1 protein-coding gene is annotated in these 1,816 nt (G+C 49.3%); it reads right to left on the minus strand.

Features of this window, described 5'->3' with window-relative positions:
- Positions 1-59: 59 nt before the first annotated feature.
- On the minus strand, positions 60-1,766 hold the full coding sequence (gene hsdR, locus QP970_RS11530) for a type I restriction-modification system endonuclease (RefSeq protein ID WP_284869961.1): 1,707 nt from the start codon (positions 1,764-1,766) through the stop codon (positions 60-62).
- Positions 1,767-1,816 lie beyond the last annotated feature (50 nt).

A 1,816-nucleotide genomic window follows, 5' to 3' on the forward strand; every position in this document is an offset into this window, starting at 1 on the left:
CTACGGTGGTCGCCAGCCTCATTCATAAGGGGCCCACCGTCAGTTACAGATACACCACGCTACTGGACGCAACCCACTACCTGTTCGATTGCTCGAGTAAGTTTGTCAGCATTAGTACCGGCGCGATCAATGTCCTCCATGAGATCTTTGAAGCTGGTATTGGGGTTCGCAACCAGTGGTTTCATGGTAGAAACCTTTTCAAGGGCTTCGTACACTCCTACCGGATCGTAGATTTCGAAGCGGTCTTTTGAGATTTCTGGGCATAGTCGCGTGGCTCGACCGAGCATTTGCTCGAAGAGGATACGCGACTTAACTCGCCTCATGAAAACCAATGACGTGATTGCTGGTACGTCAATACCGGTGGTGAGCAGGTCAACGGTGACAACTATTGATGGAAAACGCTCGTTCTTGAAGCGCTTAATTGTTTGCTCGATCTTCTTCTTGTTGCCGCCTGCGACTGAGCCGGTGATCTTCATAATCGCTTTTGGCTCAACCCCCTGGTCGGCATAGATGTCTTTAAGGAGATCGACGATGAGGTCAGCATGAGCGTCATCAACGGCATAAATGAGGGTTTTGCCGAATAATTCAGGCATGCTCGGATCAAGATCCCGAGCGATTTCTTTTAGAACCGTCCGGTTGAAGTTTTCGGTAATTACTGACCGGTTGAAGTCTTCCACTTCAAAAGTAACCTCGTCAGCCAATTCAGCGCTGTTGGCGATTTCTCCAGTAGCAGTGTCGTAGATCGGAAGAGTGTCGCCCTCGGCAAATCGAATACCTTCAGTTGCAAGCTTTGTTGTGAGGCGATGTGGTGCGTCGTGGTCAACGAGATAGCCATCCATGACTGCTTCACGATAGGTGTAGGTGTACACCGGTTGACCGAAAATCTCAGTTGTGTGTAACGCAGGTGTTGCAGTGAGCGCGATTTTCGTTGCATCGAAATAGTCAATTACGGACCGGTAGGCGGATTGGTAGTCAGATTGGTCCCGGTAGAGAGCTTCATCTTCGGTCATTTCTTTATCAAGCAAATAACCTCGGTGAGCTTCGTCAACAATGATCAAGTCGTAGTCAGTAACGGATGGTTTGCGTGCCTGAGTATCTTCAGTAGAAGGTTCTGGGTAGAACAGGCGCTTCACCATTCCTTGGACCGTTGAGACATGCACACGTGTCTCAGGGTCAACGTCGGAATCGTCTAAACCATTAATTGAATAGAGTTCATCCAGCGTCAGCAATTCCTCTAATCGGACATCCTTAAAGGTATCCAAAGCCTGAGTGCCTAGTGACGTACGGTCAACCAAGAACAAGATTCTGCGGAACCGATTAGTCTTCAAGAATCGATAGATCATCCCAAGCACTGTTCGGGTTTTGCCAGTGCCGGTGGCCATGGCAAGTAGCGCGTGGTGGTTTCCTTCGCTGATCGCGTTCTCAGCAGCGTGGATTGCATCGACCTGATATTTACGCAGATTTAAGCCAGTACTAGATGTGAGCAGATCATCGTTCAGGTTGTCGAGTGCCTCCTGCGCAGCTTGTTGATCAGCATCAAGCATTTCGAGAAGACCCTGTGGACTTGGCCATCCAACTAATGCGCGTGGAGAATTTAGTGGGTTACGCACATCCTGAAACCAGACGCCAGATTGAGTCTTGTATTGCTCTATATATGGGCGACCATTCGTTGCAAAGAGGAATGGTACCTTGAAGGCACCCCACTGACCCATCGTAAACTCTACGTGCTCATCTTTAATATGGGGTTGCCCGCAAATCGTGGACACGTAGTGGAGCTACCTAGTGGTTAGGCAGCGATTTCTTTTCTGCTGGTGGT

The organism is Corynebacterium sp. MSK073 (assembly GCF_030232085.1).
In the GTDB taxonomy this organism is placed as follows: domain Bacteria; phylum Actinomycetota; class Actinomycetes; order Mycobacteriales; family Mycobacteriaceae; genus Corynebacterium.